This window comes from Microbispora sp. KK1-11, assembly GCF_006874435.1.
In the GTDB taxonomy this organism is placed as follows: Bacteria; Actinomycetota; Actinomycetes; order Streptosporangiales; family Streptosporangiaceae; genus Microbispora; species Microbispora catharanthi.
Map to the genome: position 1 here is coordinate 24,193 of NZ_VIRJ01000007.1, position 16,127 is coordinate 40,319.

A 16,127-nucleotide genomic window follows, 5' to 3' on the forward strand; every position below is an offset into this window, starting at 1 on the left:
GTCGGGGACCAGGGCGAACAGGGCCCCGCACAGCACGCGCCCGGCCATTGCGATCGAGGAGGGCCGGGGCCTGTCCTCGGTGAGCGACATCCTGGCCGACACGGCCTGGTGCCTGCTGCCGGCCCGGTCCCGCTTCGGGGGCCGGGCGAAGAACCGGGCCGCCGCGTGGGACGAGACGCCCACTCCCGCCGAGGAACGGGCCGTCACCGCCGCCGCGCGCACCTCCCTGCGCACCGACCTCCCGGTGGCGACCGGCGGCCTGGAGCTGCTGGAACTCCTGCTCTCGCAGAACGTCCCCGCCCGGCGTCTCAGCGCCCGCGCCGGCGACCCACTGGTCCAGCGCCTGACGTCACCGCCCGACCTCACCGCTCGGATCTCGACGGCGATGTCTCCAGCCGCCGTGGGCAGTGGCATGGCCATGTTCACCGGATTCGAACTCAGCTACGTCGAGGTCGGGAATGTGCGTCTCCGGGTGCGGCACGGAGGCGAGGGACCGGCCGTGCTGCTGGTCCACGGGCACCCGCGGACCCACACCACATGGCATCTGGTCGCGCCCGCGCTCGCGGCCGCCGGATACACCGTCGTCTGCCCCGACCTGCGGGGCTACGGCCGGTCCACGGCGCCTCCCGACGAGCCCGACCATTCCCAGGCCGGCAAGCGCGCCATGGCCGGCGACCTGATCGCGTTGATGCGGGAGCTCGGCCACGAGCGGTTCCACGCCGTAGGCCATGACCGCGGCGGGTACGTCGTCCAGCGCCTCGCCCTGGATCATCCGCATGCCGTGGACCATGTCGTCATCCTCGGTGACGTGCCGATCGGTGAGGCGCTGGCCCGCTGTGACGCCAGGTTCGCCCACGCCTGGTATCACTGGTTCTTCATGGGCCGGCCCGCGCCACTGCCCGAGCGGTTGATCGCCGCCGGCCTGGACACCTGGTACACGCTCGATCCGGCCCGGATGGGGCAGGAGAACCACGCGGACGCGGCCGAGGCGATCGCCGACCCCCGCGTACGGCACGCGATGTGCGAGGACTACCGTGCCGGGCTGGGCGTGGACCGTGCCGCCGACGACGCCGACCGGGCCGCCGGGCGCCGGATCACGAGTCCTCTGCTGGTCCTGTGGGGAGCCAAGGACGACGTGGCGGAGCTGTACGACCACGATGTTCTTGGCGTGTGGCGACCGTGGGCCACCGACCTCTACGGTTACGCCCTCGACACCGGCCACCACATGATGGAAGAAGCCCCCGATCTCCTCACCGAGGCTTTGCTGGACTTCCTCCCCCGGCCCTGACGCGTCCGCAGGAACGGCACGGGGAACCGCGCGGTCCGGCCGGTCCACGCCGACATCCGCGGCGTCCTCCCGGCGATCACCGAGCCGGCGAGCGTGACCGCGATCGTCTGCATGGGAGACACGCTGACCCACCTGCCCCGCAGGGCCGACGTGACCGCCCTTCTCGCCGACTGCGCCGCGGCCCTGGCCCAGAACGGCAGGCTCGTCGTCACCTACCGCGACCTGACCCGGCCACTGTACGGGGCCGACCGGTTCCTTCCCGTCCGCAGCACCCCGGATCAGGTCCTCACCTGCTTCCTCGAGTACGTCGACCAGGAAACGGTCCTGGTCCATGACGTCCTGCACCGGCGCTCCGGCGCCACCTGGACACAGCAGGTCGGCAGCTACCCGAAGCTGCGCATCGGCGCGGACTGGCTGGCCGGGCGGTGCGCGGAGGCCGGGCTGACCCTGGAGCGCGACGAGGCGGGTCCGCGCGGCATGCGGCTCCTCACGGCCGTCAAGAAGGAACGGCCGCCGATCACGAACGACGCGGGCCCCAGGAGAAGGGGCGGCGTCCTCGGGGGCGATGACGCGCGCAGATTCGGCTTTCCCGCCGCCGGAGACGAGCGGAGCATGCTCGTCAACGTCCTGGCGGCGCAGCGGGCGACGCTGGAGCTGAAGTGCGCGGGCCTGACCGTCGAGCAGGCCCGGCGGTCCGCCGGGCCCTCCACGCTGTCGCTGCTCGGACTGGTACGCCACCTCGCCGACGTGGAGCGCCGCTGGTTCCGCCGCGTGCCGGCCGGGCAGAACGCGCCTGACCGTTTCTCCTCCACGGCGGACCCCGACGGGGACTTCGACGGGGCCGTGCCGGACCCCGCCGTCGTGACCGCCGCGTGGGAGGCCTGGCACGAGGAGGTGGCGTTCGCCGGCGCCTATGTCGCCGAGGCGCCCCACCTCGACGTCGAGGGCCACGACGCCTGGCGTCGCAGGGTGTCGCTGCGCTGGGTGCTCATCCACCTGATCGAGGAGTACGCCCGGCACAACGGCCACGCCGATCTCCTCCGCGAACGCATCGACGGAGCGCTGGGGGTGTGACACACCAGTCCGGCGGCGTCCCTAGGAGTCGAAGCCGACGCCGAAGGCGTCGAGGGTGCGCAGCCAGGCGTTGCGGCGGCCCTCGTGCTCGTCGGCCCGGGCGATGGCCCAGCGGGTGAGCTGGATGACGCCCGACCGCACCGGCTCCGGCGGGAAGGGCATCGGCTTCTGCCGCACCATGCGCAGGTCCGTACGCTCGGTCACCCGGCCCTGCAGCAGGTCGAGCATCACGTTGGCCCCGAACCGGGTGGCGCCCACGCCGAGGCCGGTGTATCCGGCGGCGTAGGCGAGGCGTGAGCCGTACGCAGTGCCGAAGAAGGCGCTGAACCGGCTGCAGGTGTCGATGACCCCGCCCCACTTGTGCGTGAAGCGCAGGCCGTGGAGCTGAGGGAACGTCTCGAAGAAGTGCGTGGCGAGCTTCTCGAAGGTGGCGTCGCGCTGGTCGTACTCCGGCTTGACCAGGCCCCCGTTGTGGTAGACCGCGTCGTAGCCGCCCCACAGGATCCGGTTGTCGTCGGTCAGCCGGTAGTAGTGGAACTGGTTGGCCGAGTCGCCGATGCCCTGGCGGCCCCGCCAGCCGACCTCCGCCAGCAGGTCGTCCGGCACCGGCTCGGTCATCAGCACGTAGTCGTACACCGGCACGAGGAAGTGCCTGAGCCTGCGCAGCAGCGGAGGGAAGGCGCCGGTGCCGAGCGCCACCCGCCCGGCCCTGACCCGCCCCTTCGGCGTCTCCAGTTCGAGCGCGACGCCGTCGTCGTGCAGGGACCGCACCGGCGTGTGCTCGAAGACGCGCACGCCGAGCCGCACGCAGACGTCGCGCAGCCCCCACGCCAGCCGCGCCGGGTCGACCATGGCGACGCCCTGCCGGTCCCACACGCCGCCGAGGTACGTCGGGGAGTCCACCTCGGCCCGCACCTGCTCGCGGTCGAGCCGCTCCAGCGGCAGGCCGAGCGAGGCCGCCCCGCTCACCTCCTCATCGAGCCCGGCGAGCTGCCACTCCTCGGTGGCCACCCGCAGCTCGCCGGTCCGTTCGAAGGAGCAGTCGACGCCGTACCTGGCAAGGGTCGCCTCGATCTCGTCGAGGTTCTCCCGGCCGAGGCGTTCCAGCGTCGCGATCTCCGCGGGCCAGCGGTCCTGCCCGTTGCCGAGCCCGTGGGTCAGGCTCGCGGCGCAGAACCCGCCGTTGCGGCCGGAGGCGGCCCACCCGACCGCGCGGCCCTCCAGGAGGACCACGTCGAGCGAGGGGTCGCGCTCCTTGGCCATCAGTGCCGTCCACAGGCCGGTGAAGCCGCCGCCGACCACCGCGAGGTCCGCCGTGACGTCTCCCGTCAGCGGGGGCAGCGGCTCGGGCGCGATCGGCCGGTCCAGCCAGTACGGCTTGCGCTCCGCGTCGGCGAGCGCCTTCGACGGAACCACAATTTTCACTTCCTCACGCGTTGGCGCGGCGGCGTGCCACGAGGGCGTTGGCCACGGCAATCAGCACGCCGGCCGCGAAGATCAGCGTGCCCATGACGTTGACCTGCGGCGGGAGGCCCACGCGGGTGGCGCCCCAGATCCACAGCGGGAACGTCATGGTGCCGCCGGAGTTGAAGTTGGTGATGACGAAGTCGTCGATCGACAGCGCGAAGGCCAGCATCGAGCCCGCCAGCACGCCGGGGAAGATCATCGGCAGGGTGACCAGCCGGAACGTCGTCCACGGTCCCGCGCCGAGGTCGCGGGCCGCCTCCTCGAGGGAGGCGTCGAGCGTCATCACCCGGGCCCGCACGGTCACGGCCACGAACGAGATCGAGAACATGACGTGCGAGATCAGGATCGTCACGAAGCCGAGCGGCACGGCGAGCGTGACGAACAGCGACAGCAGCGACGCGCCCATCACGATCTCGGCGCAGGAGATCGCCGCGAACATCACGAGGTTCATCGCCCCGGAGCCGCGGAAGCGGTAACGGCCGAGCGCCAGCCCGATCAGCGACCCGAGCACCCCCGCGACCAGCATCGTCAGCACGGCGATGAGCAGCGAGTTCACCAGAGCCTGGGTGAGGTCGCCGATCTCGAACAGCTTGCCGTACCACTTGAGCGTGAAGCCCTGCCAGGCCGTGTTGTACCGGCCCTTGGTGTCGTTGAAGCCGAACAGGATCATCACGGCGATCGGCAGCACGAGCCACGCGATCACCAGCCAGGTGTAGATCTGCAGGCCGCGGCCCCGCAGCAGGCCACCCCTCATCGGGCCGCCACCTCCAGCACGTCCTCGGTGCCGAGCGCCTTGGCGTACGCGAAGATGCCCACGAGCAGCAGGGCCATCAACGTGAACGACAGCGCCGAGGCGGTCGGGTAGTCCTGGTTGACCAGGAACTGGTTCTGGATGACGTTGCCGATCATCGTGTTGCTGGTGCCGCCGAGCACGGAGGCGTTGACGTAGTCCGACGTGGCCGGCACGAACGTCATCAGCACGCCGGCGAACACGCCCGGCAGCGACAGCGGCAGCACGACGCGCAGGAAGGTCTGCACCTTGCTGGCGTAGAGGTCCTGCGCGGCCTCGAGGACGCGGGGGTCGATCCGCTCCAGCGCCACGTACATCGGCAGGATCATGAACGGCAGGAAGTTGTAGGCCAGGCCGCCGATCACCGCCGCGCTCGTGGCCAGGATGTGGAAGTCCTGCGGCACCAGGCCGATCGACTTCAGCGGCCCGAGCAGCATGCCGTTGTCGGACAGGAAGAACTGCCAGGAGATGGTGCGCAGCACGAACGACACCAGGAAGGGCAGCAGCAGCAGGAACAGGTAGACCGACTTGCGGGTGCCGCCCTTGAATGCGATCCAGTACGCCACGGGGAACCCGATGACGATCTGGATGAGCGTCGAGGCCAGGCCGTACACCAGCGACCGGATGATCTGGTCGTGGTAGGTGCTGATCCCGTCGACGTAGCTGTGCCAGTTGAACGTGAACGCGTAGCCGTTGACGACGTCGCCCGACTGCAGCGACAGCGACAGCATGACGACCGTCGGGACGACGAAGAAGATCGCCAGCCAGAGCGTGCCGGGGAAGAGCAGCAGGTATGGCGTCAGCGAAGCCTTGAGCCTGCTCATGACGTCGTGATCGCCTGGAAGATGGACTCGAACTTCTTCTGCTCCTGCGGCGTCTTGAAGTTCACGTAGTTGCGCAGCCTGGCCGAGTCCTGCTCGCTCGGGAACACCAGCGGGCTGCTCGCCACCTCCTCCAGGAGCTTCTTGTCGTGCCCGGAGGCCTTGGCCGCGTCGGCGACGATGACGTCCTTGGCGGCCGGAACCGGCGTGACGTAGTTGATGTACTCCGCGAGGTGCGCCGCCACGTTCACGTCATAGAAGAAGTTCATCAGCATGATCGCGTCGACCGGGTTCGTCGCGGTCTTCGGGATCGTCATGTTGTCGGTCCAGATGGTGCCGCCCTCCTGCGGGACCACGAACTTGAGGTCCGTGCCGTCGGAGACGTTCTTCTGGAAGACGTCGCCCGACCACGCCATCGTGAGCCAGATGTCGCCCTTGGCGAGCGGGTCGGTGTACGCCTGGTCGTAGTACTTGCGCACGATGCCGGCGTCGCGCTGCTCCTGGAGCTTGGCCGCGGCCTTCTCCCAGTCCGCCTCCGTGGACTTGTCGGGGTCGGCGCCGATCGCGAACAGGCCGAAGTTGGCGATCTCCTGGGAGTCGGACATCATGCCGACCTTGCCCTTGTACTTGGGGTTCCACAGGTCGGCCATGCTGGTCGGCGGGGTGTCGACGTACTTCGGGTTGTACGCGATGCCGGTCATGCCGGAGGCCCAGGGGATGCTGTAGACGTTGCCCGGGTCGAACGACTCGTTCTTGTACTGCGCCGCCGCGTTGGCCGCGAAGTTCGGCAGCTTGGAGTGGTCGAGCGGCGCGAGGTAGCCGAGCTGGACGAGCTGCTGGAAGTGCAGGCCGTTGGTGACGACCATGAGGTCGTAGTCGATCGACTGCCCGGCGGCGAGCTGCGGCTGGATCTTGGCGAACCAGCTCGGCATCTCGAGGATGACCTCTTTGTAGTTCACCGTGATGCCGGTCTGCTGGGTGAACTGCTTGAGCTCGGGCTGCTTGGGGTCCATGTAAAGCGGCCAGTTGGCGAAGTCCACGTGGCCGTTCTTCGTCTTGCCCGACCAGAACTTCTCCACCTCGGACTGGGCCTGCGCGGAGGAGGACGGCCTGGCCGTGCCCTTGCCCTGCACGCCGCAGGCCGCGAGGGCGAGCCCGGCGGCCGACAGGCCCGCGAGCCGGAAGGCGTCGCGCCTGCCGAGCCGGCGCTGGGTCATGCCGCGGAGGAGGGCGGGATCCTGCCTGTATGGGTCGTTCATAGGGGTTCGTGCTCCGGATTCGCTGTACCGGGGTTAGGGGATTCGTCGCGGGGGTTCGACGGAAGAGGGTGACGCGGGGATTTACCGCAGCGCGTAGGAGTGCCAGGGCTGCCAGGAGAGCCAGACCGTGTCGCCTCGCTCGGCGGTGATCGTGCTGTCGTGCGCGTTCTGCTCGAACACCGTGATCTCGGCGCCGTCGCCGAGCACCACGACGTAGCTGTTGGAAGTGCCGAGGTAGACGACCTCGGCGACCGTCCCCCGCACCACGCTGAGGTCGCCTTCCGGCTGATCCTTCGCGATCTTGATCTTCTCGGGCCGGACCGTGAGGTCGACCGTGGCGCCGGCCGCGAGCGCGCCGTCGGCGGGGACGAGGATCCGGTCGCTCGCGCCGAGCGCGAGCACGGCCGTGTCGCCGGTGACCTGCTGGACGGTGCCGCTCAGCAGGTTGGAGGTGCCGATGAAGCCGGCCACGAACTTGCTGGCGGGCCGCTCGTAGATCTCGCGGGGGTCCGCGAGCTGCTCCACGAGGCCGTCGTTCATGACCGCGATGCGGTCGCTCATCGTCAGCGCCTCGCTCTGGTCGTGCGTCACGTAGACGAACGTGATGCCGACCTCGCGCTGGATGCGCTTGAGCTCGATCTGCATGGCCTGGCGGAGCTTGAGGTCGAGCGCGCCGAGCGGCTCGTCGAGCAGGAGCGCGCGCGGCCGGTTGACCAGGGCGCGGGCGAGCGCGACGCGCTGCTGCTGGCCTCCGGACATCTCCTTCGGCCGGCGCTTCTCACGGCCGCCCAGGTCCACGACCTCCAGGATCTCGCCGACGCGGCGCTTGATCTCCGCGTCGGGGACCTTCTTGCGCTTGAGCCCGAACGCGACGTTGTCCCAGACGTTCATGTGCGGGAACAGCGCGTAGGACTGGAACACCATGTTGATGTCACGCTTGTTCGGCGGGACGTTCGTGACGTCCTCCCCGTGGAGCCTGACGACCCCCTGTGTGGGGTCCTCGAACCCGGCGATCATTCGCATGCTGGTGGTCTTGCCGCAGCCTGAGGGGCCGAGGAGGGAGAAGAACTCCCCCTCCGCGATGGCGAGGCTCACGCCCTTGACCGCCCGTACGACCTCACCGTGCGAGACGTACTCCTTGACCACGTTGTCGAGTTCGATGGCGGGCACGTCTCCTGATACGGGGGCAGCCGCGACGGCTGCCCCCGGGCCCGCCTGGATCTCTGTCATTCCAGGCTTATCCCTCTTTTTCGATAGGTGTCCGGCCGGAGCCGGGCGTACCTATTCGCCGATGTAGTGCATGACGTGCTTGACGCGGGTGTAGTCGTGCAGGCCGAAGACGGACAGGTCCTTGCCGTAGCCCGAGTGCTTGAAGCCGCCGTGCGGCATCTCGGACACGAACGGGATGTGCGTGTTGACCCAGACCACGCCGAAGTCGAGCCGCTTGGACATCCGCATCGCGCGGCCGTGGTCGGAGGTCCACACCGAGCCGGACAGGCCGTAGCGGACGCCGTTGGCCTTGGCCAGAGCGTCGGCCTCGTCGGTGAACGTCTGGACGGTCATGACGGGGCCGAAGATCTCGTCCTGGACCATCTCGTCGTCCTGCTTCAGCCCGTCCACGACGGTCGGGGCGAAGAAGAAGCCCTTGTCGCCGACGCGGGCGCCGCCGGTGAGGACCTTCGCGTGCTCGGGGAGCCGCTGGAAGAAGCCCTCGACCCGGGCGAGCTGGTTGGCGTTGTTCACCGGCCCGAAGTAGGCGTCCTCCACGTCGTGGCCGCCCAGCTTGGTGGCGGCGGCGGCCTCGGCCAGCGCCGCGGCGAACTCGTCGTGGATGCTCTCCTGCACCAGCACGCGGCAGGCGGCGGTGCAGTCCTGGCCGGCGTTGTAGAGGCCCGCCCCGGCGATCGCCTCGGCGACGGCCTTGATGTCCTTGACGTCCTCGAAGACCACGACCGGGGCCTTGCCGCCCAGCTCCAGGTGGACGCGCTTGAGGTCCTCGGCGGCGGTCCTGGCGACCGACATGCCCGCGCCGACCGAGCCGGTGATCGCGACCATGCTCGCGGCCGGGTGGCCGACGACCAGCGAGCCGGTCTCCCGGTCACCGGTCACGACGTTGAAGACACCGGCCGGCAGGACGTCACCGAGGATCTCGGCCAGCTTCAGCGTGGAGACCGGGGTGGTGTCGGACGGCTTGAGCACGATCGTGTTGCCGGCCGCGAGAGCGGGGGCGATCTTCCACACCGCCATCATCATCGGGTAGTTCCACGGCGTGACCTGGCCGATGACGCCGATCGGCTCGTGCCGGATCACCGAGGTGTGGTCGGCGAGGAACTCCCCGGCGGTGGGGCCCTCCAGGGTGCGGGCCGCACCGGCGAAGAACCGGAAGTGGTCGGCGGCGACCGGGGTCTCGTCCTCGGCCATGCGGGCGCGGGGCTTGCCGGTGTTACGGCACTCGGCCTCGTTGATCTCGTCCGCGCGGGCCTCGATCGCGTCGGCGACCTTCAGCAGCAGCGCCGCGCGCTCGCCCGGCGTCGTCTGGCCCCACGTCTCGAAGGCGGCCGTCGCGGCGGCGTACGCCGCGTCGACGTCCTCCTGACCCGACACCGGTGCCTGGGCGTAGACCTCCCCCGTCGTAGGGTCTACGACGTCGGAGAAACGGCCGCTCGCGGCGTCGACGAACTTCCCGTTCACGAAGTTCTGGAGACGGGTGGTCACCGTTGACCTCCTGTTGGTGGCTGAGTTGTCGCGACTCTGGCAGAGCAAAGAGCCTACGACAAGGGATTTCGTCGCTAAGATACCAAATTGCTACGAAATCGCTTGACGCGAGCCATGGAGCTGACAACATGTCAGACCACGATCGCAACATGTCAAACACGACGCTGTAACACCAGGTCGCTACGGCGATCTAAGCCCGCCAAGAGAGGACACCCCCCGAGGATGACGACTCCGCCTAAGGCTCGCGCGGCTGCCGCGAAGGGTGGGCCGGTGGTGCTCGACGAGATCTCCAAGCAGATCATCGAGCAGCTTCAGATGGACGGGCGAAAGCCGTACGCCGCCATCGGCAAGGCGGTGGGACTGTCGGAGGCCGCGGTGCGCCAGCGCGTGCAGCGCCTTCTCGACCTCGGCGTCATGCAGATCGTCGCCGTCACCGACCCGCTCACCCTGGGCTTCCCCCGCCAGGCCATGATCGGCATCAAGTGCGAGGGCGACCTGGAGCAGGTCGCCGACGAACTGTCGCAGATCCCCGAGATCGACTACGTGGTGCTCACGGCCGGCTCGGTCGACATCATGGTCGAGGTGGTCTGCGAGGGCGACACCCACCTGCTCGAGATCCTGGGGAAGATCCGGGCGATCTCCAGCGTGCGCGCGACCGAGACGTTCGTCTACCTCAAGCTGCACAAGCAGACCTACTCCTGGGGCACGCACTGACGCCGGCGTCCGGGACGGCCGTCATCACGGCCGGTAGTGGGCGCAAGCGGCGCTCAAGTGGTCGATAAGCAGGCGGGCGTACCACAGGAGCGCGGCACCCGCGCGAGCAGAGGGGCGGGTCTGACTCCTTGGGAGCGTGCTCGATGAGCAGACGCATGATCTTTTCCATCACTGCCGGCCTCGCGCTCACGGGGACGATCGTCGTCGCAGCACCGGCGCACGCCGCCACCGGCTGCGCGATCACGCCGTACGGGCTGATCGGCGCACGGTGGGCCGAGCTGGGCGGCGCGAACGGCAAGCTGGGCTGTCCGACGACGCAGGAGACCGACGTCTACATGAACGGCGTCGGCTGGGCCGGGCGCAGGCAGTCGTTCGTGCGCGGGCAGATGGCCTGGTCTCCCAAGAACGGCTCCAAGCTCGTGGTGGCCGCCTACTCCACGAACGGATACGCCTACTTCGATTGGAAGTCGACCGACCGCTTCTGGGACAAGTTCCTCGTCCGCTGGACCAGCGCCGCGGATCCCAACGGGGGGCAGGAGGACTTCATCGGCGGCAACCGCGGCAAGGCGTGGACCCGCCTGCGGACCAACAGCGGCTACCGCTGGAATGTCAAGGGATGCGACACCGGCGTGTTCGGTTCGAGATGCCAGCCTTACTGGACGATCTCGGTCACCGGCTGAGCCTCGGACCGGTGTCAGCCGATGCGGGCGACGGCGCGCACGGGGGCTCCGTCGCCTCCAGACAGGCGCAGCGGGAACAGTGAGACCTCGATCGGACGACCGGCGGCCTGGGCCTCCAGGAGCGGGCCGAGGTCGCGCAGGTTCTCCGCGATGACGGCGTGCGCCCCGCACAACACGCGATGCGCCGGCAGATCGGCGGGAGCCGGGGTGGGGTCGACGCTGAGCGCGTCGACGCCCACGGTCCGCACGCCCGAGGCGACGATCCGGCGGGCGGTCTCCGCCTCCAGATAAGGATGGGCCGGGTATTCAGGGGCGCCCCAGTGCTCGTCCCAGCCCGTCGCGACCAGCAGGACGGTCCCCGGGCCCAGCCGCGCGGCCACCGTGCCGAGCATCGCGGGGGTGATCGGCGCGCGCGGCGGCAGGCCCCGGACATCGAGGACCGCCGCAGGCCCGAGGAACCGCTCCAGCGGCAGGGCGTCGAGCGTGGGCAGCGCGTCGTCGATGTGATACGGCGCGTCCACGTGCGTGCCGGACTGCGACCCGAGGTGCAGGCCGAGGACGTTCACGCCCTCGGCCGCCACCGTGAGGGCGGGCGCGATCTCCACCTCCGGGTCTCCGGGGTAGACGGGCATGCCGCTCACGACGGGCACCGACAGGTCGACGATCATGTGCTTCTCCCGGCCTTTCCGAGCGCGAGCAGGCCGATCAGATCGTAGGCCACGAAGAAGGCGAGCCCCAGCCTGTCGAGGAGGGTCAGCGCGTCCGCGAGAGCTCGTACAGATCCGTCCGCCGGTCGCGGTGGACGTCGTTGCGCGGGCCGGTGGCCTTGTCCCTGGCCGCGGCCAGGTCGCAGTCGGCCACCAGCACGGCGGGCCCGTCCCTGAGCACGGGCCCCGCGAGGGGGTAACCGTCCGGCCCGATGACCGAGGTGCCGCACACCCAGCCCACTCCGCGCTCGGCGGCGCAGCGGTCGGCCACGGCGACGAACATGCGGTTGGCGGCGGCGGCCACCTGGGCGTGGGCGACCAGCACCGAGCGCTCCCCGGCCGGGACGGGCGATACCGGCCAGTTGGTGGAGACGGCGAGCAGGTCGGCCCCGGCCAGGCCCACCGCCCGCACCCACTCGGGAAACTCCAGGTCGTAGCAGACCATCATCGCGATCCGGCCGAGCGCGGTGTCCACCACGGGAGCGGCGGCGTCGCCGGGCGCGAACACGTCCTGCTCGTCGTGCCACAGGTGGGCCTTGCGGTAGACGGCCCTGATCCCGGTGGAGTCGACCATGACCTGGCTGTTGCGCACGACGCCGTCCGCCGTCTCGCAGAACCCGCCCACGATGACCAGGTCGTGGGCCTTGGCCAGCCGCCCCCACTCCGTGACGGTCGGGCCGTCGGCCGGCTCGGCCAGGTCCCTGGCCTCCTCCGCGCCGGTGAAGACGTATCCGCTGTTGACCAGCTCGGGCAGCACGACCAGGCGGGCCCCGGCCGCGGCGGCCTCGGCGACGGCCGCCGCGGCGGCGGCGCGGTTCGCCTCCGGCTCGCTCACGCGCAGCGGAAGCTGCGCCACGGCGACCCGCGTCACGGCCGCGCCACCCTGCATGCCACCGCGCGGCCCGGCGCTCGGACTCATACGTTCCTCCAGGTGAGGGGGAGATCGATCGAGTGTGCCCGACTCGCCCGCATCAGGACAATCGGTGCTATCCCGGGAAATAGGCTGGCCGTCGTGGACGCGCACAACACCGTGGAGGACCTGCTGCGCTCCCCCGCGCTGCAGCTGAGGGTGCTGGCGGGCGAGCGTGGCCTCGGCAGATCGGTCTCCTGGGCCCACGTGAGCGAGCTGGAGGATCCCACACCCTGGCTTCTCGGGGCCGAGGTCATCATGACGACCGGCATCGGCGTGCCGAAGAGCGCGGCCGCCCAGCGCGCGTACCTGGAGCGGCTCGACGACGCGGGGGTGGCCGCGCTCGCGCTCAGCGCGGGGCTGCACGTCCCCCCGTTGCGCCGGGCCTTCCTCGACGCGGCCGAGGAGCGGGGGTTCCCCGTGCTGGAGGTGCCGCTGGCCGTGCCGTTCATCGCGATCGCGCAGGAGGTCGCGGCGGCCGTGCAGGAGGACGCCAGGCAGCGGCTGGGGGCGCAGCTCCAGGTGTTCGGCGCGCTGCGCTGGCTCGCGTCCGAGGGCCTGGACACGGCCGGGCTGTTCCGGCGGCTCGAACGCCTGTCGGGCTACGCGATCTACCTGAGCACACCACAGGGGCGCCCGCTGCTGCCCGGCGTGCCGGCGCCCCCGCCGTCCGTGCGGCTGCCCGCCTCCGCGGACGCCCCGCCGACGATCCCCGGCGGGTTCGCGCTCCCGGTGCCCGCGCCCGGCGGGCCGGCCGGGTTCCTGGTCGCCTTCGAACGGGAGGGGGCCCGCCCGGCGGGGCTCGCCGTGGTCCAGCACATCGCGACCGTCGCCGCCCTGCGGGTGGCGATGGTGCGCAGCGAGCGCGAGACGCTGCGCCGCCAGGGCGCCGAGACGCTGGCCGAGCTGCTGCAGGACGTGCTCGACCCGGAGACCGCCCGGCGCAGGCTCGCCCTGATGGGCCTGCCGCCCGACCGCGACATCGCGCTGCTCGTGGTGCGCGACGCCGCGGACGACGCCGTCGTGCAGGCCCTCGGCGAGCACCCGCACCTCATGCTCCGCCGCCACCGGGACCTTTACGTGCTGACGGCGGCGGCCGTCGCCACCGCGGAACTGGAGGCGGTGCCCGGCATCGCGGCCGGCGTCAGCCGCCCCCTGCCGCCCGGGTCGTCACTGCGCGTCGCCCAGCGCGAGGCGCTCTGGGCGGCCTCCCGCGCCGCCGAGGCGGGCAGGCCGCTGGTCGCCTACGGCGAGGACACCACGGGCCGGTGGCTGCCCGACGACGTGGGCGTGCTGGCCGCCCTGGTCGAGCACGTGCTCGGCGACGTCCTGCGATACGACGCGGAGCACGGCTCTGACCTGATCGCGTCGGTGCGGACGTGGATGGAGCGCGACCGCCGCGTCGACGACGCCGCGCGGGCCCTGCACGTGCACCCCAACACGCTGTCGTACCGGCTGCGCCGCTTCGGCGCGCTGACCGGGCGCGACCTGTCGGCGACCGGCGACTTCGCCGAGGTGTGGCTCGCCATCCGCGCCGCGGCGCAGCTCGGCCGGGTCTGAGCGCCCGGCGGGATCAGCGGATGCCGACGTAGAAGCGCGTCTGGTCGCTGCGGTGGAGGGCGTAGTACGCCTCGAACCTGGTGTTGTCCTCCAGCCACGCGACCGACTCGATGCCGAGCAGCGGTGTCGAGGTGGACACCTCAAGCAGGGCCGCGTCCTCCCGGTTGGGGAAGACCGCCTCGATCCAGCGGTCGGCCGCGGCGGGCTCGATGCCGTATCGGCGGCGCAGCACGTCGTACAGCGACTGGTTCTCCAGGATGGCGCGTTCGAGCCCGGGGACGAGCCGGGCGGGCAGGGCGGTGTCGACGAGCAGCCACGGCTGGCCGTCGACCCGGCGGAGCCTGCGCAGCCGGACGACCTGCTCCCCCAGCGGTATGCGCAGGAGCGCGGCCTCCCGCTCGTCGGCCTCGCCGAGCGCCTGGCGGACGGTCTGCGTGGTCACCCGGCGCCCGGACTCCCGCAGGTCGTCGGCGGACCCGGACATCGACCCGACGAACCTCAGCTCGGTCTTGCGGGGCGCGACGAAGGCGCCCTTGCCCTTTACCTTGTAGATCAGGCGCTGCTGGACCAGCTCACGCAGCGCCTCCCTGACGACCGTGCGGGAGACGCCGAACAGGTCGCTCAGCTCGGCCTCTGACGGCAGCGGCTGGTCGGGCCCGCGCACGCCGCTCTCGATCTCCGCGCGCAACGCCCGCATGAGCTGCATCCACAGCGGTTCCGCCCCGTCGCGGTTGAGGGGGGGATAGGTCATCGTCACGGGAACCTCCTCGGCGGCACCGCAGCAGGATGCCCCACTCCGACCTGTAACTACAAGTGGGCCCGGCTGTTACCAAGATTATCCGTCACTGGCGGTCCGAGGTTGACCGAAACAGGCTCTTGACAGGCCCGTAACGCCCGCTTAGTTTGCTTGTCACTACAGACCTGTAATGACAGGTCGATCGGGCGAAGCCTTCACGCCGACTCTCCCCCCTCGCGAACCCGCTCTGTCTGGAGACACCATGCACATGCGTCCCACACGCCGGCCCTGGCGCGCCGCCTCCGCCGCCGCGGCGATCTCCGCTCTCGCCGTACTGGCCGCGGGCTGCGGCTCCGGCGGCTCCGGTAGCGCCACCGCGGACGCCGCCGGCGGGGCCGCGGGCGGCGGCGACAAGCCCTTCATCGCGCTGAGCAACGGCTTCATCGGCAACGGCTGGCGGCAGACGATGATCGCCAAGTTCGAGGCCGCCGCCGAGCAGGCCAAGACCGACGGGCTGATCGGCAAGTACAAGGTCGTGAACGCGCCGGGCGAGAACTCGGCGACCGAGCAGGTCGCCCAGATCAAGAGCCTGCTGCTGCAGAAGCCCGACGCGCTGCTCATCGACCCCGCCTCGCCCACCGCGCTGCAGCCGGTGATCCAGCAGGCCTGTACGGCCGGCGTCAAGGTCGTGGTCTTCGACTCCGCCATCGACGCGCCCTGCGCGCACGTGCTGCAGAACAGCTTCGTGGACTGGGCGACGTACGCCGCCAAGCCGCTGCTCGAAGGCATCGGCGGCAAGGGCTCGGTCATCGTGAGCCGCGGCGTGGTCGGCTCCCAGCCCGAGGCCGAGATGCTCGACACGACCAAGAAGGTCCTCGCGGACTACCCCGGGGTGAAGACCGTGGCGACCGTCACCGGCATGTGCGACGGCGCCACCGCGCAGAAGGCCGTGCTCGGCGTGCTGTCCAGCGTGCCGAAGGTGGACGGCGTCATCGGCTGCGGCGACGGCTACGGCGTGGCCCAGGCGTTCGCCACGGCGGGCAAGCCCGTGCCCGCGGTCGACTTCGAGACCAACGGCCGCGCGCTGAGCTACTGGCGGGACAACAAGATCGACAACGGCTCGGTCGCCGTCATGTCCGACCCCGGCCAGTCGGTCGCCGCGCTCTGGGAGGCCCTGGACCTCCTCGGCGGCAAGGACGTGCCCAAGCAGATGACCTTCCCGATCGTCCTGATCGAGCAGAAGGACCGCGACGCCTGGGCCTCGGTGCTCAAGCCCGACGAGTACGCCGCCTGGCCGTGGACCCAGGAGCTGTTCCGCCAGCAGGTGGAGGCCGTGAAGACCGGCGGCAAGCCGGTCCAGCCGCCGATCCCGTCGGCCGCGAGCTGATCCGGCCTCACATCGACCA

General features: G+C 70.6%; 15 protein-coding genes. 6 read left to right on the forward strand and 9 right to left on the reverse strand.

The genetic code is table 11. From position 1 onward, the window contains the following. The first annotated feature begins 79 nt into the window (after window positions 1-79). Window positions 80-1,288: an alpha/beta fold hydrolase gene (locus tag FLW16_RS12620; protein ID WP_312847132.1), complete on the forward strand. Its 1,209-nt coding sequence runs from the start codon at window positions 80-82 to the stop codon at window positions 1,286-1,288. A gap of 93 nt (window positions 1,289-1,381) precedes the next feature. Further along, window positions 1,382-2,362: a DinB family protein gene (locus FLW16_RS45145; protein ID WP_260615203.1), complete on the forward strand. Its 981-nt coding sequence runs from the start codon at window positions 1,382-1,384 to the stop codon at window positions 2,360-2,362. 21 nt (window positions 2,363-2,383) lie between these two features. Here the strand turns inward: FLW16_RS45145 and FLW16_RS12630 are convergent, their stop codons facing one another. The 6 genes from FLW16_RS12630 to FLW16_RS12655 form a co-directional block, all read right to left on the reverse strand. Then, on the reverse strand, window positions 2,384-3,778 hold the full coding sequence (locus FLW16_RS12630; protein ID WP_142560392.1) for an FAD-binding oxidoreductase: 1,395 nt from the start codon (window positions 3,776-3,778) through the stop codon (window positions 2,384-2,386). A 13-nt stretch (window positions 3,779-3,791) separates the two neighbouring features. Beyond that, the gene (locus FLW16_RS12635) at window positions 3,792-4,583 is read right to left on the reverse strand and encodes an ABC transporter permease (protein ID WP_142560210.1); all 792 of its coding nucleotides are present in this window, start codon (window positions 4,581-4,583) and stop codon (window positions 3,792-3,794) included. Continuing rightward, window positions 4,580-5,443 (reverse strand): ABC transporter permease, encoded by an 864-nt coding sequence (locus FLW16_RS12640; RefSeq protein WP_142560211.1) that lies wholly within the window; start codon window positions 5,441-5,443, stop codon window positions 4,580-4,582. The genes FLW16_RS12635 and FLW16_RS12640 overlap by 4 nt, the downstream gene beginning before the upstream one ends. Then, the gene (locus FLW16_RS12645; RefSeq protein WP_142560212.1) at window positions 5,440-6,657 is read right to left on the reverse strand and encodes a spermidine/putrescine ABC transporter substrate-binding protein; all 1,218 of its coding nucleotides are present in this window, start codon (window positions 6,655-6,657) and stop codon (window positions 5,440-5,442) included. Before FLW16_RS12645 ends, FLW16_RS12640 begins: the two co-directional genes overlap by 4 nt. 123 nt (window positions 6,658-6,780) lie before the next feature. After that, window positions 6,781-7,929 carry an ABC transporter ATP-binding protein gene (locus tag FLW16_RS12650; RefSeq protein WP_142560213.1) on the reverse strand — a complete coding sequence of 383 codons (1,149 nt, stop codon included), beginning with the start codon at window positions 7,927-7,929 and terminating at the stop codon, window positions 6,781-6,783. Between the two features lie 51 nt (window positions 7,930-7,980). Beyond that, window positions 7,981-9,414, reverse strand: coding sequence for a gamma-aminobutyraldehyde dehydrogenase (locus FLW16_RS12655; protein ID WP_142560214.1), 1,434 nt, complete (start codon window positions 9,412-9,414; stop codon window positions 7,981-7,983). Window positions 9,415-9,636: 222 nt separating this feature from the next. Between FLW16_RS12655 and FLW16_RS12660 the strand changes: the two genes are divergently transcribed. Both FLW16_RS12660 and FLW16_RS12665 read left to right on the forward strand, forming a co-directional pair. After that, a complete protein-coding gene (locus tag FLW16_RS12660; protein WP_030511698.1) occupies window positions 9,637-10,128 on the forward strand; it encodes an Lrp/AsnC family transcriptional regulator in 492 nt (163 codons plus the stop codon). A gap of 155 nt (window positions 10,129-10,283) precedes the next feature. Then, window positions 10,284-10,808: an LGFP repeat-containing protein gene (locus FLW16_RS12665; RefSeq protein ID WP_185949389.1), complete on the forward strand. Its 525-nt coding sequence runs from the start codon at window positions 10,284-10,286 to the stop codon at window positions 10,806-10,808. Between the two features lie 14 nt (window positions 10,809-10,822). Here the strand turns inward: FLW16_RS12665 and FLW16_RS12670 are convergent, their stop codons facing one another. Both FLW16_RS12670 and FLW16_RS12675 read right to left on the reverse strand, forming a co-directional pair. Then, window positions 10,823-11,476, reverse strand: a complete 654-nt coding sequence (locus FLW16_RS12670; RefSeq protein ID WP_142560216.1) for a cyclase family protein — start codon at window positions 11,474-11,476, stop codon at window positions 10,823-10,825. 85 nt (window positions 11,477-11,561) lie between these two features. Beyond that, window positions 11,562-12,434: a nitrilase-related carbon-nitrogen hydrolase gene (locus FLW16_RS12675; RefSeq protein WP_221891046.1), complete on the reverse strand. Its 873-nt coding sequence runs from the start codon at window positions 12,432-12,434 to the stop codon at window positions 11,562-11,564. Window positions 12,435-12,527: 93 nt separating this feature from the next. Here FLW16_RS12675 and FLW16_RS12680 point away from each other — a divergent pair, with 93 nt between their 5' ends. After that, window positions 12,528-13,985, forward strand: a complete 1,458-nt coding sequence (locus FLW16_RS12680) for a PucR family transcriptional regulator (RefSeq protein WP_260615204.1) — start codon at window positions 12,528-12,530, stop codon at window positions 13,983-13,985. A 13-nt stretch (window positions 13,986-13,998) separates the two neighbouring features. Here the strand turns inward: FLW16_RS12680 and FLW16_RS12685 are convergent, their stop codons facing one another. After that, window positions 13,999-14,736, reverse strand: a complete 738-nt coding sequence (locus tag FLW16_RS12685; RefSeq protein WP_079319797.1) for a GntR family transcriptional regulator — start codon at window positions 14,734-14,736, stop codon at window positions 13,999-14,001. 253 nt (window positions 14,737-14,989) lie between these two features. Here FLW16_RS12685 and FLW16_RS12690 point away from each other — a divergent pair, with 253 nt between their 5' ends. Beyond that, window positions 14,990-16,108 (forward strand): ABC transporter substrate-binding protein, encoded by a 1,119-nt coding sequence (locus FLW16_RS12690; protein WP_260615205.1) that lies wholly within the window; start codon window positions 14,990-14,992, stop codon window positions 16,106-16,108. Window positions 16,109-16,127 lie beyond the last annotated feature (19 nt).